Here is a 20,785-nt window from a genome sequence, read left to right on the forward strand (position 1 = left end):
GCGGCGCCGTCGCTGCCGGAGCCGGTCGCCCGCGACCGGCCCGCCGTCCAGGATCGCCATGACAGCCGCGCCCCCGTCAGTCATCGCCTCGCCGTTCCAGCGCTATGCCGCGCTGATCGCCGGCATGGCGCCCGGCGCGCCGGCGATCGACCTCACCATCGGCGAGCCGCGCCATGCGGTGCCGGAGTTCGTCGCGCCGGTGCTGGCCGCTGCGAACGCCGATTTCGGGCGCTATCCGCCGATCCGCGGCACCGACGCTTTTCGTGCCGCCGTCGCCGACTGGCTCGGCCGGCGCTACGGGCTGGCCACGCCGATCGATCCCGCCGCGGGCGTGCTGCCGCTGAACGGCTCGCGCGACGGATTGTTCTCCGGTGTGATCCACGCGGCCCACCGCGCCGCGGGCCGGCTCGGCGGCCGTCGTCCCGCGGTGCTGATCCCCAATCCCTTCTATGCCGTCTATGCGGCCGCCGCCGAGATCGCCGGGGCGGAGCCCGTCATGGTGCCGGCGACGGCGGCCGGCGGCCACCTGCCCGATTTTGCGAGCCTGCCTGCGGACCTGCTCGACCGGACGGTCGCCGCCTTCTACGCCTCACCGGCCAATCCGCAGGGGGCCACCGCCTCGCTCGCCGACTGGACCGCTCTCGTCCGCCTCGCCCGGGCGCACGGCTTCATGCTGTTCGCCGACGAGTGCTATTCGGAAATCTGGCGCGGCGCGCCGCCGGCCGGGGCGCTGCAGGCGGCCGATACGCTCGGCGACGGCTATGCGGGCGTCGTCGCGTTCAACTCGCTTTCCAAGCGCTCCAACCTGCCGGGGCTGCGCTGCGGCTTTGCGGCCGGGGATCCCGATTTCCTCGCCGACTGGGCGGTGAAGCGCAACGTCTACGGGCCGCAGGTGCCGATCCCGGTGCAGGCGGTCGCCGTCGCGGCCTATGCCGACGAGGACCACGTCGCCGAGAACCGCCGGCTCTACGACGCGAAGTTCGTCGCAGCGGCCGAGATTCTGGCGCCGGTGTTGCCGGTCACGGTGCCGCCCGGCGGCTTCTTCCTGTGGCTCGACGTCGGCGCACTCGGCAGCGGCGAGGCGATCGCGCGCAGGCTCTACGCCGAGGCCGGCGTCAAGGTGCTGCCCGGCGCCTATCTTGCGGCAAACGACCCGGTTCACGGCAACCCCGGAGCAGATTACATCCGGGTGGCGATGGTCGAGGACCAGCAGCGGACGGAGGCGGCGCTCGGCCGCCTCGCCGCCGTCCTCGCATCGGCGAGGGAGACAGCCCGATGACGACACCCACCCCGAACCGCCAGCCGATCTGGCGGCGGTTCGATCCGCCCATCCTCGAAGCCTACGCGCCCGGCCGCCGTCCCGACGGCACCGACTTCGGCGCCGAGGACGAAGAAGACGAGGACGACACCGCGGCCGAGCCGGAGGCGAGCCCCGCGCCCGGCCCGGCCCCGAAGGCGAGCTGACGCCGCGAGCCGGCCCGCGAGGCCGGCCCGGCCGTTCCGCATCCGGTGGATGCGCCGTGCTGAAGACGACCCGAGTTGTGACCGGCCGCCGGCGTTCCGGCGGCCCCGAAGAGGACGAGACCGGTAAAGATGCGCAGCTCCCGAACGCTTTCCTCGGCCCGGATGCCCGCCGACAGCCGCCTGCGGCAGGCGCTGCGCCGCAACGTCGCCGGCGTGGCGGGCCTCGTCATGATCGCCGCCGTCGCGGCGCTCGCCGCCGCGCTTGCGACCTGGTCGGTCGATGATCCGAGCTGGAGCCACGCGACCGAGCTGCCGGTGCGCAACGCGCTCGGCCCGGCCGGCGCGGTGGTGGCCGACCTGCTGATGCAGCTGGTCGGGCTGACCTCGGCGGTGTTCCTCTATCCGATCGTGGTGTGGGGCTGGCAGCTCGTCGTCGGGCGCACGGTGAAGGTCGAGCGCCGCCGCATGGTGGCCTGGGTGCTCGGCACGCTGTGCGGCGCGGGCTTTGCCGGCGCGCTGCCGGTCGCGGCCGGCTGGCCGCTGCCGACCGGGCTCGGCGGCGTGCTCGGCGATCTGGTGCTGCAGGTGCCGGCCGCCTTCTCCGGCGGCCTGCTCGAAGGCACCGAGCGTCTCGTGGTCGCCGGCCTGTTCGGCCTCGGCGGCCTCGCGCTGCTCGCCTATGCCGCCGGCCTCTACGGCACCCGCCGCGAGGTCGACATCGACACGCTGGAGCCGGCCGACGAGGAAATCGAGCGCGACAGCGATGGCTTCGGCGCGGCGGCGATCGGCGCGGTGTCGCACTGGTGGCTGTCGGCGAAGGCGCGGCTCGGCCGCGGCCGCGCGGCCCCGGACTACGCCTATCCGGGCGAGGAGGGCTTCGACGAGGCGCCGCCGCCCGAGAAGCGCGGCCGGCTCGGCCGCATGGTGCGCGGCCTGGTGCAGCCCGACGACGGCCTCGACCAGCTCGTTGCGCCGGTGCCGGTCGCCACGCCGCGGCGGGCGCCGGAGCCCCGTGTCGAGGCCCCGCGGGCCCCGGCGCCGGTGCGCGCGCCGGCCCTCGACGGCGACGGCGGCCTCGATCGCCGCGCGACGCGCGGCGGCTCGGTGCACGCCGATTATGCCCCGAACCGCAGCCGCGTGGCGGAGCCGGCGATGGCGCCGGTGCCGCAGCGCGAGCCCGCGCCGGAGTACCGCGCCGAGGCGCCACGCGCCGCGCCGCGGCCGGCGCCGGTGCCGGCCGACGAATATGATCTCGACGACGACCTCGAGGCGATCGCCACCGTGCGCCCCGCCGTCCGGGCCGCGGCCGAGCCGCGCGCCGCGCGCCCGGATCCGGTGGCGCCGCGGCCGCGGCCGCTGCGCGGGCCGTTCGCGTTGCCGCGCACCCCGGCCGCCCCGGCCGGCGGCGCGGCGGAGGCCGAGCCCCGCCTCGATCCGCCGTTCGACCCGCTGTTCGATCCCCCCTTCGGCGACGAGGCCGAGCCGGCGGAGGACTTCGCCGACCGGTTCGCCCCGGAGCCGGACGAGGACGACGACTACGATCCCGGCTTCGTGCAGCCGCGCACCGTGGAAGTGACGCCGCCGCCACGGCCGCTGCGCGGCCCGGCCGCGCCGCGCCCCGCGCCGGTCGCCACTGAGCCGATGGTCGGCCGGGTGACGCCGCCCGCCCCGCCGCCGCGCCCCGGCAAGCGGCTCGAGGCCGACCGGCAGCCGCCGCTGCCGGTGTTCACCGCCGGCGGCTACCAGTTCCCGCCGCTGCAGCTCCTCGCCGAGCCGCGGCCGCAGGGCCAGGTCAAGGTGTCGGCCGACGCGCTGGAGCAGAACGCGCGCCTGCTCGAGGGCGTGCTGGAAGATTTCGGCGTCAAGGGCGAGATCATCAACGTGCGCCCCGGCCCGGTGGTGACGCTCTATGAGCTCGAGCCCGCGCCGGGCATCAAGTCGAGCCGCGTCATCGGCCTCGCCGACGACATCGCCCGCTCGATGAGCGCGATCGCCGCCCGCGTCGCGGTGATCCCGGGCAAGAACGCCATCGGCATCGAGCTGCCGAACCAGCGCCGCGAGACCGTCTACTTGCGCGAACTCGTCGCCAGCGAGGACTTCGAGCGCTCCAAGGCGCGCCTCGCGCTCTGCCTCGGCAAGACGATCGGCGGCGAGCCGGTGATCGTCGACCTCGCCCGCACGCCGCACATGCTGGTCGCCGGCACCACCGGTTCGGGCAAGTCGGTGTCGATCAACACGATGATCCTGTCGCTGCTCTACCGGCTGACGCCGGACCAGTGCCGGCTGATCATGATCGACCCGAAGATGCTGGAGCTCTCGGTCTACGACGGAATCCCGCATCTTTTGACGCCGGTGGTCACCGACCCGAAAAAGGCGGTGGTGGCGCTGAAGTGGACGGTCCGCGAGATGGAGGACCGCTACAAGAAGATGTCGAAGCTCGGCGTGCGCAACATCGAGGGCTTCAACGCTCGCCTCGCGCAGGCGCTGGAAAAGGGCGAGAGCATCTCGCGCACCGTGCAGACGGGCTTCGACCGCGAGACCGGCGAGCCGATCTTCGAGACGGAAGAGTTCGACCTGCAGCCGATGCCGTTCATCGTGGTGCTGATCGACGAGATGGCCGACCTGATGATGGTCGCCGGCAAGGAGATCGAGGGCACGGTGCAGCGGCTCGCCCAGATGGCGCGCGCCGCCGGCATCCACGTCATCATGGCGACGCAGCGTCCTTCGGTCGACGTCATCACCGGCACGATCAAGGCGAACTTCCCGACGCGCGTCTCCTTCCAGGTCACCTCGCGCATCGACAGCCGCACCATCCTCGGCGAGCAGGGCGCCGAGCAGCTGCTCGGCCAGGGCGACATGCTCTACATGGCCGGCGGCGGTCGCATCCAGCGCGTGCACGGCCCGTTCGTCGCCGACGAGGAGGTCGAGCAGATCGTCGCGCACCTGAAGACCCAAGGCACGCCCGACTACCTCGACGCGATCACCGCCGACGAGGACGAGAGCCCCTACGACGAGGGCGGCGGGGCTGCCGGCGGCGGCGAGGTCGGCGAGGGCGCCGATCTCTACGACCAGGCGATCGCCGTGGTGCTGCGCGACAAGAAGGTCTCGACCAGCTACATCCAGCGCCGCCTCGGCATCGGCTACAACCGCGCTGCGTCGATCATCGAGCGGATGGAGAAGGAAGGCATCGTCAGCGCGCCCAACTCGCAGGGCAAGCGCGAGATCCTGCTCGAGCAGCCGGTCGGCGGCGGCTACGAGCAGGATTACTGAGCCCGGCGCTTGACGGTGTCGCCGGATCGCCGGCGGCGCCGCGGATTTGCCGGAATGATCGGCGATAGTCGGGCCTGGAACCGCAGACCCCGTCCCTGCGTTGGCTGAGCGGCCCCGGCCGCGGCGCCAGCGTTCCGGCCGGCCCAGCGCCCCAAGCCCCGGTTGAAGCCCCCCGGTCACCGCTCCGCGCGGCGCCCGGCCGGACCCACGAGGAAACAAGATCGATGTTCGCGCCCGCCCGACGCCTTGCCGCCGCCCTGCTCGCCGCCGCGGTGCTTGCCGCCCCGCTCGCCGGCCCCGCCGCCGCCGCGCCGAACCTCGCCAATCTCAGCGCCGAACAGCGCGGCACCCTCGACAGCATCAACCGCTATTTCGCCAGCGTCACGACGCTCGAGGGCAAGTTCATCCAGACCGGGCCCGACGGCAGCACCGCCGAGGGCTATTTCGTGATCGACCGGCCCGGCAAGATGCGCTTCCGCTACGAGCCGCCGGCGCCGATCGACATCATCGCCGACGGCCGCACGGTGGCGATCAACGACAAGCGGCTGAAGCAGCAGACGCTGGTGTTCCTCAACGACACGCCGCTGCGCTTCCTGCTGACGCCGAACCTCGACCTCACCAAGGAGGCCGTGGTGCAGTCGGTCTCGGTCGCCGACGACCTGATCACGGTGATGCTGGAAGACCCCGGCACCTTCCAGACCGGCCGCCTGACGCTGATCTTCGACGGCCGCACCACGGAACTGCGCCAGTGGACCATCACCGACGCGCAGGGGCTCGACACCACGGTCGCGGTCTACGACCTGCAGGGCGGCAAGGCGACGAAGCCCGAGTGGTTCAAGATCAACTTCTCGCTGTACAAGTGAGGGGATGACGGGCCGTCACCCCGTGGAGGATGGCCCGTTCCCCCTCATCCGCCCTTCGGGCACCTTCTCCCGCGAGGGGAGAAGGGGTTTTTGCGGAAATGCAGTGGGTTACGGGACGGGTCGCTGGCGGCCCGTGCCGTTTGCTTCACTACCCTTCCGCCGTCATGGTCCGCGCAGGCGGACCATCCACGAAGGCCGCACGGCGCAGATTTTCCCAGTTACCTGATTGTTGCACGGCTCGTGAAGCAGGGTCCGCATCGCTGTTGGACGCCTGCGGGGCCGTTGCCGTGGATGGTCCGCCTGCGCGGACCATGACGTGCAGGGGTGGACGACCCAGAGCCCAGAGCCAAGCACACCCAACTCCGCGACGTCTTCTTCCCTTCTCCCCTCGCGGGAGAAGGTGCCCGAAGGGCGGATGAGGGGGCAGCAGCGCCCCCTCAAACCCAATCTTACCCCACCTTCGCCTTGAACGCCTTCAGGATCGCCGCGCCCATCTCCGTGGTCGAGACCACGTTGGAGCCTTCCGAGGCGATGTCCTTCGTGCGCGTGCCGCTGTCCAGCACCTCGGCGATCGCCGCGTCGAGCTTTTCGGCGAGGTCGATCAGCCCGAAGGAGTAGCGCAGCGCCATGGCGAAGGAGCCGAGCATGGCGATCGGGTTGGCGAGGCCCTGGCCGGCGATGTCGGGGGCGGAGCCGTGCACCGGCTCGTAGAGCGCGCGGCGGGTGCCGGTGGCCGGGTCCGGCGCGCCGAGCGAGGCGGACGGCAGCATGCCGAGCGAGCCGGTGAGCATGGCGGCGACGTCGGAGAGGATGTCGCCGAACAGGTTGTCACAGACGATGACGTCGTACTGCTTCGGCCAGCGCACCAGCTGCATGGCGCAATTGTCGGCGAGGACGTGCTCGAGCTTGATCTCGGGGTACTCGTCGGCGCCGACCTTGGTGACGACCTGGTTCCAGAGCACGCCCGACTTCATCACGTTGCGCTTCTCGGCCGAGGCGACGCGGCCCGAGCGGGTGCGGGCGAGGTCGAAGGCGACGCGGGCGATGCGCTCGATCTCGCCCGTGGTGTAGAGCTGGGTGTCGACGGCGCGGCGCTGGCCGTTCTCCAGCGTCACGATCTCCTTCGGCTCGCCGAAATAGACGCCGCCGGTGAGTTCGCGCACGATCAGGATGTCGAGCCCCTCGACCACCTCGGGCTTCAGGCTGGAGGCGGCGGCGAGCGCCGGGTAGCAGATCGCCGGACGCAGGTTGGCGAACAGGCCGAGATCCTTGCGCAGGCGCAAGAGGCCGGCCTCGGGGCGCACGTCGTAGGGCACCGCGTCCCACTTCGGCCCGCCGACGGCGCCGAACAGCACCGCGTCGGCGGCGAGCGCCTTCGCCATGTCCTCTTCCGAGATCGCGCGGCCGTGCGCGTCATAGGCGCAGCCGCCGACGAGGCCCTCGTCGGTCTGGAAGTCGGCGAGGCCCGCTTCGTTGATGAAGCCGATCACGGCCTTCACCTCGGCCATGATTTCCGGGCCGATGCCGTCGCCGGGAAGCAGGAACAGGTTCTTCGTCGTCATGGGACCGTCCGTCGGGCACGAGGTTGGCGACCGCCGGACGGGGTCCGGGGGCGTTGCGGATCTGTGCGGCGGGGTTACCGCGCCGCGCCGGGCGGCGCAAGCCTCGGGCGCTGTGGGAGCGTGGGAAGGGCGCGGATTTGCTCGTCCCCGCGGTGACATTCCGCCTCTTCCCGCGGGGACTTTCCCCTCTCCCCTCGCGGGAGAGGGTGCCCGAAGGGCGGGTGAGGGGGCGGGCTCTCCGCCGGGATCAGCGGTGGCGAGAGGCAATCTCGGCGGGGCCATCGCGGCGCCTGCAGAACGCGGCACCGCCGTGCCCCCTCATCCGCCCTTCGGGCACCTTCTCCCGCGAGGGGAGAAGGGCTTCTTGCCACCGCCTTCGATGACAGCCGCTCAGCCGTGGCCGACGATGCCCTTCACCTCCAGGAAATCGTGGATCGCCCAGTCGGCGTATTCGCGGCCGTTGCCCGACTGCTTGAAGCCGCCGAAGGGGGCGTGGGTGTCCCAGGCGGGGTAGTTGATGTTGACGGTGCCGGCGCGCAGGCGCCGGGCGAGCGCGCGGGCGGCGTCGAGGTCGGTGGCGGCGATGTAGGCGGCGAGGCCGTAGACGGTGTCGTTCGCCATCTCGACCGCCTCGTCGAGGTCGCCGTAGGGCAGGATCGCCAGCACCGGGCCGAAGATCTCCTCGCGCGCCACCGTCATCGCCTGGGTGACGCCGCCGAACACGGTCGGGCGGATGTAGTAGCCGGTGTCGAGGCCGTCCGGCTTGCCCGGGCCGCCGGTGACCAGCGTCGCGCCCTCGGCGATGCCGGCCTCGATCAGCCGCTGGATCTTGTCGAACTGCACCTTGCTCACCACCGGTCCGAGCCCGGTGCCCTCGGTACGCGGGTCGCCGGTGACGTGCGCCTCGGCGGCGGCTTTGGCGATGGCGAGCGCCTCGTCGTGGCGGTCGGCCGGCACCAGCAGCCGGGTCGGGGCGTCGCAGGACTGGCCGGAATTGGCAAAGCAGGCGTTGACGCCCTCGGTGACGGCGCTGGCGAGGTCGGCATCGGGCAGCACGATGTTCGGCGACTTGCCGCCGAGCTCCTGCGCGACGCGCTTCACCGTGTCGGCGGCGGTCTTCGCCACCATGATGCCGGCGCGGGTCGAGCCGGTGAACGACATCATGTCGACGTCGGGATGGGCGGCGAGCGCCTGGCCGACGCCGGGGCCGTCGCCGTTGACGAGGTTGAAGACGCCCTTCGGCGTGCCGGCGGCGTCCATGATCTCGGCGAAGACGATGCCGCTGATGGGGGCGATCTCGCTCGGCTTCAGCACCATGGTGCAGCCGGCGGCGATCGCCGGGGCGACCTTGCAGACGATCTGGTTCAGCGGCCAGTTCCACGGCGTGATCAGGCCGACGACGCCGATCGGCTCGCGCACCACGCGGGTGGTGCCGCGCTGGCTTTCGAACGCGAAGTCCTCCAGCGCCTTGATCGTCGCCTCGAGGTGCACCTGGCCGGCCCAGGCCTGCGCCTCACGGGCAAAGCCCATCGGCGCGCCCATCTCGTGCGAGACGGCTACGGCGATCTCCTCGTAGCGCTCGTTGTAGAGATCCAGCACGCGGCGGAGCAGCGCGAGCCGCTCCTCGCGGCTGGTGAGCGCGAAACCCGGGAAGGCGGCCTTCGCGGCCGCGACCGCCTTGTCGACGTCCGCGGCCGAGCCGATCGAGATCGCGGTATAGGCGGCCTCGGTGGCCGGATCGATCACGTCGAGCGTCTTCGGCACGACCGGATCGACCCAGGCGCCATCGATATAGAATTTCGTGTGGTTCGACATGGACGAGCCTCGACTGGCGGACGGGCCTTGCGGCGCCGAAGGGCGGGGGAACGGGCCGCGCGGCACCGGAGGGCGGGCCGCGGGTGCGGTGTGGTCCGCAGCATAGGCTGGCCGGCGCCGCGCCGTCACCAGCCCGGGGCGAGGAAAAATCGCGGGCGAACCGCGCTGCAGCCTCAGACGGCGTAGATGCGCTTCAGCGCCCGCACCAGCCGGTCGGCCTCGGTCTGCGACAGCCGGCCGAGGATGCGCGCCTCGTGGCCGGCGACGAGGTCGCGCACGGCGGCGAGTTCCGCTTCGCCGGCGGGCGTGAGGGCGAGTTCCTGTCGGCGCCGGTCGGTCGTCGACGGCCGCCGCCGCACCAGTTCGCGCTCTTCGAGCCGGTCGACGAGGCCCATCATGGTCGCGCGGTCGGTGCCGAGCGCCGCGGCGAGGTCGACCTGCGAGACTTCGGGATTGGCGGCGACGAGCTCGAGCACGGCGAGCTGCTTCTGCGTCAGGCCGCGGTCGCCGATCGTGGCCGCGAAATCGCGGTAGATCGCGGTCTGCGCCATGCGCACGTGAAAGCCGAGCAGGGTGTCCAGCCGGCCGTAGGACAGGCGCCGGCCATGGGAATCGGTGGGTGCCGCGTCGGCGACGCGGGCTTGTCTCTTTGCGACCATTGATCCGCCCCAGTGCCGTTTCTTTGCCGGCTGGGGTCATAACGGACCGATTGCGCGCCCCCGTCAAGCGGCATCGGACTTGCGCCTGCCGCCGGGTCAGGCCCGGGCGAGTTCCCGCTCGACGCGGCCGAGATAGGCGGTGCGGGCGGCCTCCGTCACGGTGTCCATGCGGTAGAGCGCGAGATAGCGCGTCCGGCACAAGGGGTGGCAGACCGAGCGCAGGCCGCGGGTGATGGTGCGCCGGCCGGGCTCGCCGACCAGCTTCGACAGCCACCAGCTCGCGCCGCAGGTGGTGACCACGGTGATACGGCGGATGTGGGAGAGGCCCGGGCGGATGCCTTGCGCGCCCTGGTCCATGTGGAAGGCGACGCCGGGCAGCAGCACGCGGTCGAGCCAGCCCTTCAGCATCGCCGGCAGATTGTACCACCAGGTCGGGTAGACGAAGACCAGCGCTTCGGCCCAGAGCAGCGCCGCGACATGCGGCTCGACGTCGGGCGAGGGACGGTGGCCCGGATCGTTGTAGCTGCGCCGCTCGGCGGTGGTCAGCGTCGGCGAGAAATCCTCGCCGTAGAGGTCGATGACGCGGTAGTCCCGGCCGGCGCCGGCGAGTCCGGCGCAGACGCGGTCCATCAGCGCGCGGCCGAAGCTTTCCGGCACCGGATGGCAGAAGACGACGAGCGTGCGCATCAGAAGGTCCGCATCTCCTGCTCGACCTTGGCGAGGAACGCCGCGCGGCTTTCCGGGGTCGAGCGGTTCATGTCGTAGTGGGCGAGGTAGCGCACGGGCACGGCGAGCCCGGTCACCGCCCGCAGCACCCGCATCACCAGCTTGCGCGGCGGATCCCCGACGAGGAACGCCCTGAGCCGGGAGCCGCCGTAGGTGGTGACGGCCGCCATCTTGCGGATGTTCCTGAGCTGGGTCTGCACCCGGCCGTCCACCATCTTGAAAGATACGCCCGGCAGGAAGACGCGGTCGAAGAAGCCCTTGAGGATCGCCGGATAGCCGAAGTTCCACACCGGATAGACCAGCACCAGCGCCTCGGCGGCGAGGACTCTTCCCACATAGGGATCGACCGCGGCGCGGTTCGCCGGAATGTCGTGGTAGGCGAGGCGCTCGGCGCGGGTGAGGCGCGGGTCGAAGTCCTCGGCATAGAGGTCGAGGTCGTCGACGTCGTGCCCGGCGGCGCGCAGCGTCGTGACGACCTTGGCGTGCAGGGCGGCCTGGAAGCTCGTTTCGACGGGATGGGCGAAGAGGACGAGGACGCGCATCAGGGGAGGGTCCGGGTGGGCGTGGGGGATGGCGGTGCGTGGGGCCTACCCCTCTCCCTGTCCCTCCCCCACAAGGGGGGAGGGGACGCAGGAGGAGGTTTTTTTCGTCCGACCAGCGCCGCGTCCGAGACAGACTGCCGGTCGGGCAAAGCCGCGCCCCGATCGTCCCCTCCCCCCTTGTGGGGGAGGGACAGGGAGAGGGGTGAGACCACGCCCAGCGACCTGTCGGAAAGCGCCGCGCCCCTCACCCCGCCACCCTCAAACCCTTGAACAGATACGTCTTCTCCGACGTGAAATCGAACTCCGGGTCCTCCCAGGCGATCATCTTGCCGGGGTTGAGCAGGCCCTTCGGGTCGGCCTCGCGCTTGAAGGCGAGCTGGACGGCGTCGGTCTGCTTCATGCCGCCTTCCTCCAGCGTGTAGCGGTGCGGGTTGAACACCGGGCAGCCGTTCGCCTCGTAGAGCGCGATGATCTCCTCCAGCCGTTCTTCCGTCGAGAAGCGCACGATCGGCAGGCCGAAGCAGGCGACATCGCCGTCGAAGCGGACGAATTCGAGGTGCTCGGGCACCTCGTCGCCGAAGATCCCGGCGATGGTGGCGACCTTCTCGAGGTGGTCCGGGGCGGGGTAGAGCGTCTGCAGGTAGGTGATCGAGGGATCGACGCGCAGGCCGCGCAGGGTGGTGTGGTTCCAGGTCAGCTCGTAGGCGGGCGGCAGGCCTTTCTTCTCCTCGTCGCTCGCGGTGTCGGAGCGGTAGAGGATCTCGGCCTGCATGCGCGCGGCGAAGGCGGCAAACGCCCCTATCGCGAAGGGGGCGATGGCGAGCACCGCCACCGACTGGTCGCGGCGGATGAATTTCTGGTGGCGCAGGAAATAGTCGTGTGGCACGGGGGCGGCGACGACGGCGATTTCTTTTGCCAGCAAACCGTCCTGGCGGGCGAGCGCGTCGCCGAAGCGCGCGGCCGTGACGTAATCGTCGAAGCCGCAGAGCACGTCGACCCAGTCGTAGGCGGCGGTGAGCGGCATCTCGACTTCGGTGATGACGCCGTTGGTGCCGTAGGCGTGGCTGACCTTGTGCATGTCGTCGCCGGTGAGGTCGAGTACGCGCGGGGTTGCCTCGCAGGTGACGACGCGGGCGCGAATGATGTTGCCGTGGTCGCGCAGGCCCCCCCAGCGCACCGAGCCGACGCCGCCGGAGCCGCCCGCAATGAAGCCGCCGATGGTGGCGCTGCGGTAGGTCGAGGGGTGGAGCCGCAGCTCCTGGCCGGAATGGGCGCGCGTCGCCGTGTCGATCGCCTCGATGATCGCGCCGGCCTCGGCGACGACGAAGCCGGAGCCGATCGCCTTCACCGCCGTCATCTCGGCGAGGTTCAGGATCGCGCCGCCTGACAGCGGCATCGCCTGGCCGTAGTTGCCGGTGCCGGCGCCGCGCACGGTGAGCGGCACGCCGTGGCGATAAGCGGCCGCGACCGCCGCCACCACCTCGGCCTCGCTCTTCGGCGTCACGACGAGGTCGGCGGTCACGTCGTCGAGTTGGCGCTTCAGCACCGGCGAGTACCAGAAGAAGTCGCGGCTCTTCTGCTTGACGAGCTTCGGGTTGTCTTCCGTTGCGATCGCGCCGAGGTCGGCGCGGAAGGCGGCGAGATCGTAGGCCGGGTTGGGCGCGGACATGTCGTTCACCTGGCGTCTCCGAAGAGGGAATCGAGCTCGGCGTAATCGGGCAGCGTCCGGTCGATGGCGCGCCCGGCGCGCAGCACGGTGCGGTCGGCCTGCGGCCGGCTGAGCAGCTCGCTGTAGCGGCGGGCGCGGAACAGGACGAGGTCGGCGGCGGCGCCGGCGGCGATCCGGCCGTGCTGCTCGGCGCGCAGCGCCGTCGCCGGCGTCGTGGTGATCGCGGCGGGCCAGTCGCCGAACGGATGGTCGAGCTGCAGGATGCGCACCGCCTCGCGGAACACCTCGACGGCGTCGAGGTCGCCGTAGGCGTAGAACGGATCGCGGGTGTTGTCGGAGGAGACGGCGACGGGGATGCCGCGCGCCTTCATCTCGTGCAGCAGGGTGACGCCGCGCCAGCGCGGCGTGCGGCGCGGGCCGGTGCCGCTGGCGTCGTCGAGCAGGTGCCGGTCCTGCAGGTACATGTTGCACATCGGCAGCGACACGACGGTGATGCCGGCTTCCGCGACGAGGTCGAGCGTTGCGTCGATCGCCTCCGGCGTCTGCCGGGCGAGCGAGCAGCAATGGCCGGCGACGATCTTGCCCGGAAAGCCGATGGCGATCGCCTCCTCGGCGAGGTGGCGCAGCGCGGTCGCCGCCGGGTCCTCGGTCTCGTCGACGTGGAGGTCGAGGTCGAGGCCGTGGTCGGCGGCGAGGCGGAGCAGCGTCGCCACCACCTCGCGCGAGCGCGGATAGACGGCGAGCGAGCCGCCGAGCACGCCGCCGGCGTGCTTCACCGCGGCGACGATCTCGGCCATCAGCTGCGCGTCGAAGACGTGGTCGGGGCCGACGAGGGCGACGCCCTGCAATTCGATGCGGTCCGCCCAGTCCGCCTTCATCTCGGCGAACACCGGCCAGGAGATCTTGTGCTGGGGGCCGACGGAATCGATGTGGGTGCGGATCAGCGAGGTGCCGTGGGCGTAGGCGCACTTCAGCCCGAAGGCCATGCGGGCGGCGACGTCTTCGGCGCTCCAGTTCGCCTCGCGGTCGCCGGCGACGTTCAGCAGCGCGCCCATGAAGCTGCCGTCCGGATTGCGCCGGCGCGGCCAGATGTGGCCCTTGTCGAGATGGGTGTGCATGTCGACGAAGGTCGGCCAGACCATGCCGCCGCCGAGCTCGATCCGCGGCGGAGCGTCGCCGGCCGGCGTGCCGGCGGGGAGCACCGAGGCGACCTTGCCGGCCTCCACCGTGATGTCGACGCGGGCGAGGCCGTCGGCGTCGGCGGCGAGCGCGGGCGCCGCGACGAGGCAGGCCGGCACCGTGGCATTGCCGAGCACGTAGCCGGCGGCGGGCAGGTCGGCGAGGAAACCGAAGGTCGGGGCTGCGGTCATTGAAACTCAGTTCTCGCGCTTCAGCGCGCTCTCGTGCCAGCGGCGCAGCAGGAGGTGGGAGACGGCACTCGTCGCCGCGAAGATAACGACGCCGGTGAGCGACAGGAGGATCAGCGCCGCGAACAGGCGCGGAATGTTGAGCCGGAACTGCGATTCCAGCAGCCGGAAGGCAAGGCCCGAGCCGGCCCCGGCCGAGCCCGCGGCGAACTCCGCCACCACCGCCGCGATCAGCGCGAGGCCGCCGGCGATGCGCAGGCCGGCGAGGAAATAGGGCAGGGCGTTGGGCAGCTTCAGGTAGAGCAGCGTCTGCCAGCGGCTGGCGCCGTAGAGCTCGAACAGGTTGAGCAGGTTGTGGTCGGTGGATTTCAGCCCCTGCATCGTGTTGGAGAGCACGGGGAAGAAGGCGACGATCCAGGCGCAGATCAGCAGCGCCTGCTGCGTCGTCGGGGCGTAGATGATGATCAGCGGCGCGATCGCCACGATCGGTGTGACCTGCAGCACCACGGCATAGGGGAAAAGCGCGAGCTCGAACCAGCGCGACTGCACCATCAGCACGGCGAGCGCGACGCCGCCGACGAGGGCGAGCAGCAGCGCGGCGAAGGTGATCTTCAGCGTCACGATGAGGGCGGCACCGAGGATCGGCCAGTCGGTCCACATCGCCTGCGCGACGCGCAGCGGGCTCGGCAGGATGTAGTGCGGCACCTCGTAGAGCGTGCAGTAGGCCTGCCAGGCGGCGACGAGCAGCACCATCATCGCCGCGGGCACGGCGATGCGCAGCAGGCGGCCGGAGCTGGCCGAGCGGCCAGGTTGCCCGGTCGCGGCCGGCGCGGCGCCGTCGCTTGCCGCGGCCGTCACAGGTGGTCGTCCAGGCCGGCGGTGCTCGACATGATCGCCGCGTGCAGCGATGCCGAGACGCGGCGGCAGTGCTCGGCGTAGCCGGCGGAGGTGCGGAAGGCGTCGCCGCGCGGATAGGGCGCGTCGATCGCCATGTCCTCGAACACCCGGCCCGGCCGCGCCGCCATCACCACGATGCGGTCCGAGAGGTAGACGGATTCGAACACCGAATGGGTGACGAAGACCACGGTCCAGCCGTAGGTCTCCCAGAGGTGCAGGAGGTCGTTGTTGAGCTTGAAGCGGGTGATCTCGTCGAGGGCGGCGAAGGGCTCGTCCATCAGCAGCACCTTCGGCCGCGTGACGAGGGCGCGGGCGATCGAGACGCGCATCTTCATGCCGCCGGAGAGTTCGCGCGGATAGGCGCCGGCGAATTTGGCGAGGCCGACGAGGTCGAGCGCCTCCATGACGCGGCCCGACGCCTCGGCCTTGGAAATGCCTTTCAGGCGCAGCGGCAGCCAGACGTTCCTGAACACCGTCGCCCAGGGCATCAGCGTCGGCTCCTGGAAGACGAAGCTGATCTCCCGTTCCGGCCGGCCGCTGGAATCATGCTTCGAGGTCGGCCACTCGACGGTGCCGCTGGTCGGGTCGCCGAGGCCGGCGATGATGCGCAGCGCGGTGGACTTGCCGCAGCCGGACGGGCCGAGCAGGCTGACGAAGGAGCCGGGCGCGACGTCGAGCGACAGGCCGGACAGCGCGACGGTGCCGCTCGAAAAGGTCTTCGAGACGTTGCGAAGCCGGATGATCGGCCGGCCGCTGCCGGCCTCGGCGCCTGCCGGGATCGATGCCCGCTGCGGGTCCATGCGCATCCTTCGGAACGCGGTCGCGGCCGCCGCGCCGGAGGGCGCGACGGCCGGACACGCCGTATCACTTCTTGAGGTCGAGGCCGACGCCGTTGCAGACGAACTCGGTCGTATAGACCGACGAGACGTCGAGGCCGGCCTTGACGACGCCGGCCTTCACCATCGCGTCGTAGAAGCCGGTGACGGTTTCGGCGGTGAAGCAGCCGATGCCCTTTTCGGTCGCGAGGCCGGAATCGACGATGCCGTATTCCTTCATCGTGGCGATCGAGAACTCGATCTGGCCGTCGGTCATCTCCGGATTGTCGGCCTTGATCAACGCGTTGGCCGCGGCGTTGTCGCCGTAGAGGTAGTTGTACCAGCCGACGATCGACGCCTCGACGAAGCGCTTGGTGATGTCGGGGTTGGCCTTGACGTAGTCGGCGGTCGCCTCGATCAGCGTCGACGGGGTCGAGAAGCCGGCGTCGGCGAGCAGGAACAGCTTCGGCTTGATGCCGCCTTCGGTCTCGATCGCATAGGGCTCGGAGGTGACGTAGCCCTGCTGCGCCGATTCCTTGTCGGCGAGGAAGGGCGCCGCGGAGAAGGTGTAGGGCTTGTACTGCTCGTCGGTGAAGCCGGTGTAGGCGGACTTCATCCACTGGAAGTAGGTCGCGAAGCCGTCCTTGCCCATGAAGATGGTCGGCAGCTTGGCGAGGTCCTCGAAGGTCTCGATGCCGGTGTCGGGATGGGCGATCAGGACCTGCGGCTCCTTCTGGAAGATCGCCGCGACCTCCATCACCGGCACGCCCTGCTCCACCGCCGAGAACGAGCCGAGCAGGTTGCCCTGCATGTAGAACTCGATCCGGCCGGCCATCAGCAGCGCCTGGTTGGCGGCCTGCGGGCCGCCCTGCACGATGGTGACCTTGAGGCCGTATTTCTCGTAGGTGCCGTCGGCGACGGCCTGGTAGAAGCCGCCGTGTTCGGCCTGGGCCAGCCAGTTGGTGCCGAAGCTCACCTCGTCGAGCGCGAAGGCCGACGTCGCCTGCAGGGCGGCGACCGCCGCAAGGCCGAGTGTTCCGAATACGCGCATCCTTCGATCCCCCAAAGTCGCGGGCGACGCCCGCCGGTTTCGTGCCGGTGCCGGCCAGCCTCGGCAGCCGCGTCGCGCCGCCGACTGTGCGACGGCGGCCCCGGCCGTGACAAGAGCGCCCTTGGACCGTCTCCCGTGCGACGCGCGTTGGCCCACCCTGCGAGCGCGTTCCGCGGCGGAGTTCCCGGAGGCGACATGCCGCAAGAGCCATGCCATGCCCTGCCGCCGCGGGTTCGACTCACGGGCCGTGCCCCGGCGCCCGGCACCACGGGTGATACGGGCGGCGGGCCCGTGGCGGATCGCGCGCCACTGCCGAGATTTGCGGCAGCCGGCCGCAAATATTTGACCATTTGATCAGCTTGCAGCCGCCCCGCCCCGGGCCTTAGGCTCGCAGCCGTTCCGCCAGCCGAGATCCGACCATGCCCCGCGCCCCGACCGCCAGCGCCTCGCCCGACCGTGCAGCGGCCGCGCGGCCGCTCTCCCCTGCCGCGATCCGGGCTCCCTTCGGGCGCTATTCGCACGGGCTGGAACTGCCCGAAGGCGCCCGGCTCGTCGTGGTGTCGGGCACGCTCGGCGTCCAGCCGGACGACGGCGTGCCGGAGGACGTCACGGCGCAGGCCGAACTCTGCTTCTCGAACATCGCCGCGATCCTCGCCGAGGCGGAGATGGACTTCGGCGACGTGGTGCGCATCAACGCCTTCGTGACGCGGCGCGAGGATTTCCCGGCCTATATGGCGGTGCGGGACCGATGGGTGCGCGAGCCGCTGCCCTGCTCGACGCTCGTCATCGTGTCGGGCTTCACCCGGGCGGAGTTCAAGGTCGAGGTGGAAGTGACGGCGGCGAAGATGCCATGATGGCCGCGAACCTGGTGCCGTTGACCGGATGTTGCCCGATGGCCGAGCTGAAGTCCGAACCGATGTCGGCCGAGGCGTTTCTCGCCTGGTGTCTCGACCGTGAGGAGCGCTACGAACTCGTCGATGGCCTGCCGCGGATGATGACCGGCGCGCGCCGGGCGCACGATCGCGTCGTGCTCAATGCGCTGATCGCCTTCGGTGGCCTGCTGCGTGGCAGTCCCTGCGAGCCCGGCTCGGCCGACATCGCGGTGCGAATCCCGAACGGCAATGTCCGCCGGCCCGACGTCAGCATCGACTGCGGCGACAAGGATGGTTCGCTGCTCGAGGCGACGCGTCCGGTCGCCATCGTCGAGGTGCTTTCCCCGTCGACCCGGCAGACGGATCTCATCCGCAAGCTCGGCGAGTACCAGACGCTGCCGTCACTCTGCTATCTGCTCTTTCTCGAGCCGGAAGAGGTGTCCGCCGTCTTCTGGCACCGCGTGCCCGGCGGGACGTGGACCTATCTTTCGCTCATCGGCCGCGACACCGACATCGCCATGCCGGAGGTCGGCGTGACGCTGCCGCTCGGCGCATTCTACGAGGGAACCGACGCATGAGGCTGTGGATCAAGGACCCGATCGCCGTGCTGGCCGAGGGGGCGGAGCGCGGCATCGTTGTCGAGGGCACGAAGATCGTCGAGCTGGTGGGACGCGGCAAGGAGCCCGCCGCTCCGGTGGACGCCACCTTCGACGCCGCGCGCCACGTGGTCATCCCCGGCCTCGTCAACACCCACCACCACATGTTCCAGACGCTGACGCGCGCGCATCCCGCCGCGATCAACAAGGAACTGTTCCCGTGGCTGGCGGCGCTCTATCCGATCTGGGCGAAGAACGTGCGGCCGGACGCGTTCCGCCTCGCAACGCGCCTCTCGCTGACCGAGCTCCTGATGTCGGGCTGCACGACGGCGTCGGACCACCACTACCTCTATACGCCCGGCCTCGACAACGCGATGGACATCCAGGCCGAGGAGGCGTCGGCCATCGGCATGCGGATGACGCTGACGCGCGGCTCGATGAACCTCACCGTCGAGGAGGGCGGCTCGGCGATCGCCGGCACGGTGCAGGACACCGACGTGATCATGGCCGACTGCGAGCGCGTGGTGGCGAAGTATCACGACGCCGGCGAAGGGGCGATGTTCAAGGTGGCGCTCGCACCCTGCGCGCCGTTCAACGTCAAGAAGGACGTGATGATCGAATCGGCCAAGATGGCCGAGAAATACGATCTCCGCCTGCACACCCACCTCGCCGAGACCCGCGACGAGACCGCCTACTGCCTCGACAAGTTCCAGTGCCGCCCGGTCGACTACCTCGAAGAGGTCGGCTGGATGAACCACCGCGTCTGGCTGGCGCACGGCATCCACTTCAACGACGACGAGGTGAAGCGGCTCGGCCATGCCTGCGTCGGCGTCTGCCACTGCCCGACCTCAAACATGGTGCTGGCGTCGGGCCAGTGCCGGACCAAGGAGCTCGACGCCGCCGGCTCGCCGGTCGGCCTCGGCGTCGACGGCTCGGCCTCGAACGACAATTCCAACCTGATGGAAGCGCTGCGCCACGCGCTGATGATCGGCCGCCTCACCTATGACGCCGCCTCGGTGACGCATTTCGACGTCTACAAGTGGGCGACCGAGGGCTCGGCGCGCTGCCTCGGCCGCGACGACATCGGCAAGATCGCCGTCGGCAAGCAGGCCGACCTCGCCTTCTTCACCCTCGACGAGCTCCGCTTCTCGGGCGGCGGCGACCCGCTGGCGACGCTGGTGCTCTGCGGCGCCCACGCGGCGGACCGGGTGATGGTGAAGGGCGAATGGCGGGTGACCGACGGCGCACCCTTGGGCGTCGACGTCGCGCGGCTGCGCTACGAGCATGGGGCGGCGGCGAAGAAGTTTCTGGAGGCGTTGTGAGAGGGATGGGTGTGCAACTGGACGCGATGACGATCTGCACTGCCGGGTGGAGAGTCCCCCCCTCCCTGACCCTCCCCCTCGAGGGGGGAGGGGACTGCTCGGGCTTTCCCGTATGGATCCCCTCCCCCCTCGAGGGGGAGGGACAGGGAGGGGGGGAGCCAGCCGCATCGCCAAAGGTCTCGCCTGACATCCGGATCCGGTGCTCAGCCACGCTCGCCTCGGGGGGCACCACCCCATGACCCTCCCCCGCCGCCACTGGGCCGAGATGCGCGCCCCCGACTTCCTCGGCGATACCGCCGACTGGATCGCCGTGCTGCCGATCGCCGCGATCGAGCAGCACGGGCCGCACCTGCCGGTCGCGACCGACACGCTGATCGCCGAGGGGCAGATCGCGCGGGTGATCGAATTGCTGCCGCCGGAGATCCCGGCGACCTTCCTGCCGGTTCAGGCGGTCGGCAAATCCAACGAGCACATCTCCTCGCCTGGCACGCTGACACTCGACTGGGAAACGGCGACCAAGGCATGGATCGAGATCGGCGACAGCGTCGCCCGCGCCGGCGTGAAGAAGCTCGTCATCGTCACCTCGCACGGCGGCAACGTCTCGATCATGGACATCGTTGCCCGCGAGCTGCGCGTGAAGCACGATATGCTGGCGGTCTCGACCGCCTGGGCGCGCTTCGGCCAGCCGGACGGCGTGTTTCCGGCCGAAGAGTTCGCCTATGGCATCCACGGCGGCGACATCGAGACCTCGATCCTGCTCCACCTCCGCCCCGACCTCGTCGACATGGCGGCGGCGACCGATTTCCGCTCCACCCAGCACGAGCTGATCGCCGAGATGAAGCACCTGCGCGCGCACGGGCCGTCGCAATACGGCTGGAAGGCGCAGGACCTCAACCCGGCCGGCACCGTCGGCAATGCGTCGGCGGCGACGGCGGAGAAGGGCCGGGCGTCGCTCGACCACGCCGCGCGAGGATTCGCCGAGCTGCTCGACGACGTGCACCGCTTCGATCCCGGCCGGCTCTGGCAGGCGCCCGGCTAACGGCGCGGCGTCGGCGGCCGGGGGTGAAGACTTAGCCGGCGTAGCGACGGACAAAATTGGAACACAATTCGGCGCGCGTGGAACGAAACGGGTCCGCCGCGTGACGGTGGGGGACTTGATCCACCGGCCGTGCACAGGTCATGCACAGCTTGCCCGACGCGGCGGGGCAACGGTTCACAGCCCGCCCACAGGTTGTCCACATGCCCTCCACAGCGCGTGCGCCGGAGGTCGCGCGTTCGCGGCGGCGTCGTTGATC

General features: G+C 70.8%; 18 protein-coding genes. 8 read left to right on the top strand and 10 right to left on the bottom strand.

Going from position 1 to position 20,785, the window contains the following annotated elements:
* The first annotated feature begins 58 nt into the window (after window positions 1-58).
* The 4 genes from I5731_RS08930 (at window position 59) to I5731_RS08945 (ending at window position 5,597) form a co-directional block, all read left to right on the top strand.
* Complete coding sequence (locus I5731_RS08930; protein WP_197310998.1) at window positions 59-1,279, top strand: aminotransferase class I/II-fold pyridoxal phosphate-dependent enzyme; 1,221 nt, start codon at window positions 59-61, stop codon at window positions 1,277-1,279.
* Window positions 1,276-1,464 (top strand): hypothetical protein, encoded by a 189-nt coding sequence (locus tag I5731_RS08935; RefSeq protein ID WP_197310999.1) that lies wholly within the window; start codon window positions 1,276-1,278, stop codon window positions 1,462-1,464. Before I5731_RS08930 ends, I5731_RS08935 begins: the two co-directional genes overlap by 4 nt.
* A 129-nt stretch (window positions 1,465-1,593) precedes the next feature.
* Complete coding sequence (locus I5731_RS08940; RefSeq protein WP_197311000.1) at window positions 1,594-4,734, top strand: DNA translocase FtsK; 3,141 nt, start codon at window positions 1,594-1,596, stop codon at window positions 4,732-4,734.
* A 224-nt stretch (window positions 4,735-4,958) separates the two neighbouring features.
* Window positions 4,959-5,597: a LolA family protein gene (locus tag I5731_RS08945; protein WP_197311001.1), complete on the top strand. Its 639-nt coding sequence runs from the start codon at window positions 4,959-4,961 to the stop codon at window positions 5,595-5,597.
* A gap of 449 nt (window positions 5,598-6,046) precedes the next feature.
* Here I5731_RS08945 and leuB read toward each other — a convergent pair whose 3' ends face one another.
* The 10 genes from leuB to I5731_RS08995 all read right to left on the bottom strand — a co-directional run bounded on the left by leuB (window position 6,047) and on the right by I5731_RS08995 (window position 16,700).
* Entirely contained in the window at window positions 6,047-7,159 is a 1,113-nt protein-coding gene (leuB, locus tag I5731_RS08950; protein WP_197311002.1) for a 3-isopropylmalate dehydrogenase, read from the bottom strand.
* 390 nt (window positions 7,160-7,549) lie between these two features.
* Window positions 7,550-8,974: an aldehyde dehydrogenase family protein gene (locus I5731_RS08955; RefSeq protein WP_197311003.1), complete on the bottom strand. Its 1,425-nt coding sequence runs from the start codon at window positions 8,972-8,974 to the stop codon at window positions 7,550-7,552.
* A gap of 173 nt (window positions 8,975-9,147) precedes the next feature.
* Entirely contained in the window at window positions 9,148-9,633 is a 486-nt protein-coding gene (locus I5731_RS08960) for a MarR family winged helix-turn-helix transcriptional regulator (protein WP_197311004.1), read from the bottom strand.
* A gap of 96 nt (window positions 9,634-9,729) precedes the next feature.
* Window positions 9,730-10,320, bottom strand: coding sequence for an NAD(P)H-dependent oxidoreductase (locus I5731_RS08965; protein WP_197311005.1), 591 nt, complete (start codon window positions 10,318-10,320; stop codon window positions 9,730-9,732).
* Window positions 10,320-10,901, bottom strand: a complete 582-nt coding sequence (locus tag I5731_RS08970) for an NAD(P)H-dependent oxidoreductase (protein ID WP_197311006.1) — start codon at window positions 10,899-10,901, stop codon at window positions 10,320-10,322. Before I5731_RS08970 ends, I5731_RS08965 begins: the two co-directional genes overlap by 1 nt.
* 244 nt (window positions 10,902-11,145) lie before the next feature.
* The gene (locus I5731_RS08975) at window positions 11,146-12,570 is read right to left on the bottom strand and encodes an FAD-binding oxidoreductase (RefSeq protein ID WP_197311186.1); all 1,425 of its coding nucleotides are present in this window, start codon (window positions 12,568-12,570) and stop codon (window positions 11,146-11,148) included.
* Window positions 12,571-12,575: 5 nt separating this feature from the next.
* Complete coding sequence (locus I5731_RS08980) at window positions 12,576-13,940, bottom strand: cytosine deaminase (protein WP_197311007.1); 1,365 nt, start codon at window positions 13,938-13,940, stop codon at window positions 12,576-12,578.
* 6 nt (window positions 13,941-13,946) lie between these two features.
* Window positions 13,947-14,795, bottom strand: coding sequence for an ABC transporter permease (locus tag I5731_RS08985; RefSeq protein ID WP_328838466.1), 849 nt, complete (start codon window positions 14,793-14,795; stop codon window positions 13,947-13,949).
* Entirely contained in the window at window positions 14,792-15,634 is an 843-nt protein-coding gene (locus I5731_RS08990) for an ABC transporter ATP-binding protein (protein ID WP_197311008.1), read from the bottom strand. Before I5731_RS08990 ends, I5731_RS08985 begins: the two co-directional genes overlap by 4 nt.
* A 64-nt stretch (window positions 15,635-15,698) precedes the next feature.
* A complete protein-coding gene (locus tag I5731_RS08995; protein WP_197311009.1) occupies window positions 15,699-16,700 on the bottom strand; it encodes an ABC transporter substrate-binding protein in 1,002 nt (333 codons plus the stop codon).
* A 419-nt stretch (window positions 16,701-17,119) separates the two neighbouring features.
* On the opposite strand from I5731_RS08995, the gene I5731_RS09000 reads away from it, so the two are divergent.
* The 4 genes from I5731_RS09000 to I5731_RS09015 all read left to right on the top strand — a co-directional run bounded on the left by I5731_RS09000 (window position 17,120) and on the right by I5731_RS09015 (window position 20,529).
* A complete protein-coding gene (locus I5731_RS09000; RefSeq protein ID WP_197311010.1) occupies window positions 17,120-17,554 on the top strand; it encodes a RidA family protein in 435 nt (144 codons plus the stop codon).
* A 38-nt stretch (window positions 17,555-17,592) separates the two neighbouring features.
* Window positions 17,593-18,150 (top strand): Uma2 family endonuclease, encoded by a 558-nt coding sequence (locus I5731_RS09005; RefSeq protein WP_197311011.1) that lies wholly within the window; start codon window positions 17,593-17,595, stop codon window positions 18,148-18,150.
* Complete coding sequence (locus I5731_RS09010; RefSeq protein WP_197311012.1) at window positions 18,147-19,490, top strand: 8-oxoguanine deaminase; 1,344 nt, start codon at window positions 18,147-18,149, stop codon at window positions 19,488-19,490. Before I5731_RS09005 ends, I5731_RS09010 begins: the two co-directional genes overlap by 4 nt.
* A 235-nt stretch (window positions 19,491-19,725) precedes the next feature.
* Window positions 19,726-20,529 (top strand): creatininase family protein, encoded by an 804-nt coding sequence (locus tag I5731_RS09015; protein ID WP_197311013.1) that lies wholly within the window; start codon window positions 19,726-19,728, stop codon window positions 20,527-20,529.
* The last annotated feature ends 256 nt before the right edge of the window (window positions 20,530-20,785 follow it).

It is taken from the genome of Methylobrevis albus, assembly GCF_015904235.1.
In the GTDB taxonomy this organism is placed as follows: Bacteria; Pseudomonadota; Alphaproteobacteria; order Rhizobiales; family Pleomorphomonadaceae; genus Methylobrevis_A; species Methylobrevis_A albus.

Bases quoted from the DNA above. Each gene is read 5' to 3' on its own strand.
- I5731_RS08980 (WP_197311007.1), bottom strand. From the start codon at position 13,940: ATGACCGCAGCCCCGACCTTCGGTTTCCTCGCCGACCTGCCCGCCGCC.
- I5731_RS08960 (WP_197311004.1), bottom strand. From the start codon at position 9,633: ATGGTCGCAAAGAGACAAGCCCGCGTCGCCGACGCGGCACCCACCGAT.
- I5731_RS08930 (WP_197310998.1), top strand. From the start codon at position 59: ATGACAGCCGCGCCCCCGTCAGTCATCGCCTCGCCGTTCCAGCGCTAT.
- I5731_RS08990 (WP_197311008.1), bottom strand. From the start codon at position 15,634: ATGGACCCGCAGCGGGCATCGATCCCGGCAGGCGCCGAGGCCGGCAGC.
- I5731_RS08965 (WP_197311005.1), bottom strand. From the start codon at position 10,320: ATGCGCACGCTCGTCGTCTTCTGCCATCCGGTGCCGGAAAGCTTCGGC.
- I5731_RS09010 (WP_197311012.1), top strand. From the start codon at position 18,147: ATGAGGCTGTGGATCAAGGACCCGATCGCCGTGCTGGCCGAGGGGGCG.
- I5731_RS08975 (WP_197311186.1), bottom strand. From the start codon at position 12,570: ATGTCCGCGCCCAACCCGGCCTACGATCTCGCCGCCTTCCGCGCCGAC.
- I5731_RS08955 (WP_197311003.1), bottom strand. From the start codon at position 8,974: ATGTCGAACCACACGAAATTCTATATCGATGGCGCCTGGGTCGATCCG.
- leuB (WP_197311002.1), bottom strand. From the start codon at position 7,159: ATGACGACGAAGAACCTGTTCCTGCTTCCCGGCGACGGCATCGGCCCG.
- I5731_RS09005 (WP_197311011.1), top strand. From the start codon at position 17,593: ATGGCCGAGCTGAAGTCCGAACCGATGTCGGCCGAGGCGTTTCTCGCC.
- I5731_RS08945 (WP_197311001.1), top strand. From the start codon at position 4,959: ATGTTCGCGCCCGCCCGACGCCTTGCCGCCGCCCTGCTCGCCGCCGCG.
- I5731_RS09000 (WP_197311010.1), top strand. From the start codon at position 17,120: ATGCCCCGCGCCCCGACCGCCAGCGCCTCGCCCGACCGTGCAGCGGCC.
- I5731_RS08995 (WP_197311009.1), bottom strand. From the start codon at position 16,700: ATGCGCGTATTCGGAACACTCGGCCTTGCGGCGGTCGCCGCCCTGCAG.
- I5731_RS08940 (WP_197311000.1), top strand. From the start codon at position 1,594: ATGCGCAGCTCCCGAACGCTTTCCTCGGCCCGGATGCCCGCCGACAGC.
- I5731_RS08970 (WP_197311006.1), bottom strand. From the start codon at position 10,901: ATGCGCGTCCTCGTCCTCTTCGCCCATCCCGTCGAAACGAGCTTCCAG.
- I5731_RS08935 (WP_197310999.1), top strand. From the start codon at position 1,276: ATGACGACACCCACCCCGAACCGCCAGCCGATCTGGCGGCGGTTCGAT.
- I5731_RS09015 (WP_197311013.1), top strand. From the start codon at position 19,726: ATGACCCTCCCCCGCCGCCACTGGGCCGAGATGCGCGCCCCCGACTTC.